Below are 1811 nucleotides of genomic sequence, written 5' to 3' on the forward strand. Positions count from 1 at the left end.
TTGCCTGATTACATGGTGCCGACGGCCTTCGTGCAACTGGACACGATGCCGCTGACGCCCAACGGAAAACTCGACCGTAATAGCCTACCAATGCCTGATAGAAACGCTGGCACTGTAATGTATGTGCCACCACGTGACATGGTAGAGATGGTGCTATGTGATATCTGGAAAGACGTTTTCCAGCTTGAAAAAGTGGGTGTACAAGACAACTATTTCAACTTAGGAGGCGATTCAATCCTGTCAATCCGTGTGGTAGGAATGCTGAAAGAACGCGGCTTCAATGTCAGCATCAAGGATTTATTTCAGTACCAGACAATTGAGCATTTGGCACTCCATGTAAAGCTTAGCACTTCCAATGAACACTTGGCCAAATGGGAGCCATTTGTTCTATTAGATGAAAAAGAGCAGGCTCGCTATAATCAAAAGTGCGAATACGAAGATGCCTATCCGATGTCATCATTGCAGTTAGGCATGGTTTTCCACACGCAATTCGAAAATTTTAATGGCGTCTACCACGACATAATTTCTGATCACGTGAAATGTCCGTGGAATAAAAAATGCTTCGAAGAGGCGTTGACATCCTGTGTCCAGGAAAATCCAATCTTGCGCACGGGCTTTTGCCTGGATGGTGACCGACCCTTGCAGCACGTTTACGCAGCCATTGAAACACCATTAACTGTAGAGGATCTGCGCTGCCTGACGTCTCAAGAACAAGATATTTACATCTCAGAATGGGTGGAAAAACGCAAAAGGCATGTGTTCGACTGGGATAATGGTCCATTATTAAGCATTTATATATTCCGACGAACTGACGCGGACTTCGAATGCGCTATCAGCTTTCATCATGCCATATTGGATGGATGGAGTTTAGCAACCTTAAAAACAATGCTTTACAACCGATACATGGATCGTCTCGAGGGGCGACCCCTGATTTCTGATATGGTGGATCGGACGTATTGGCATTTCGTCGCTCTGGAAGAGAAGGCGCTAGCTAACGCGGCAGCGAAGGATTATTTTTCAACAATGTTGGAAGATGCGCCGACCGCGCAGTTGCCACGATCTAAGAATGTAAGCTCCATCCCCTCGCAAGGTCGCTTGGTAGTTGATTCATTTAAAGCCTTGTCGAGTCACTTGATTACGCTCTCTAAAGAACTCGGTGTTCCGCTACAAGCGATACTTCTGGCAGCGCACTTCAAGGTGCTTTCGACAATATGCGGGCAATCTCGCGTAACGAGTTGCGTGGTTCACAATGGCCGCCCTGAAATCGTTGGGGCGGAGCGTGGTCTTGGTCTGTTCTTAAATGCGCTTCCACAGAGTCTTGTATTACCAGACGGAAGCTGGCGTGAGCTAATTGAAACCGTTGCAGAACTCACCGCCAAAAGCATAGCCTATCGCAATTACCCACTATCAAGGATTCAGCAAGATACTGGCCTATCGTTTTCGGAAGTACTATTTAATTACACTCATTTCCACGCGTACAATGAATTGACACGAGGCCATATAGAAAACCTCGACATAAAAGCCTCGAACGGCTTTGAGAAGACAAATTATGGTATGGTGGTCAATTTATCTCGTGGGATAAGTGACGACAATATAAGCCTAATATTCGTTTATGATGAGCAATCCTTCGATAAAGAGCTGATTTCACGATTTGGAGATTATTATCTGACCGCGTGCAAGCAGTTACTGGCCAATTTGGAACAGCGGCATAATCACGAATCGCTGCTAAGCGACGCCGAGCGCACCTTGTTGCTGGAGACCTGGAACCAGACCGAGGCTCCGTATCCGCATGACCTGTGTATCCACCAGCT

Annotated in this window: 1 protein-coding gene; it reads left to right on the forward strand. The window is 46.6% G+C overall.

Annotated elements, in window-relative coordinates:
- Positions 1-30: 30 nt before the first annotated feature.
- Positions 31-1811, forward strand: a 1781-nt coding sequence (locus tag BTJ49_RS15650) for a condensation domain-containing protein (RefSeq protein ID WP_206098443.1), incomplete at its 3' end; no start/stop codon positions are given.

Origin of the sequence: Oleiagrimonas sp. MCCC 1A03011 (assembly GCF_003267965.1) — a bacterium.
Lineage (GTDB): Bacteria > Pseudomonadota > Gammaproteobacteria > Xanthomonadales > Rhodanobacteraceae > Oleiagrimonas > Oleiagrimonas citrea.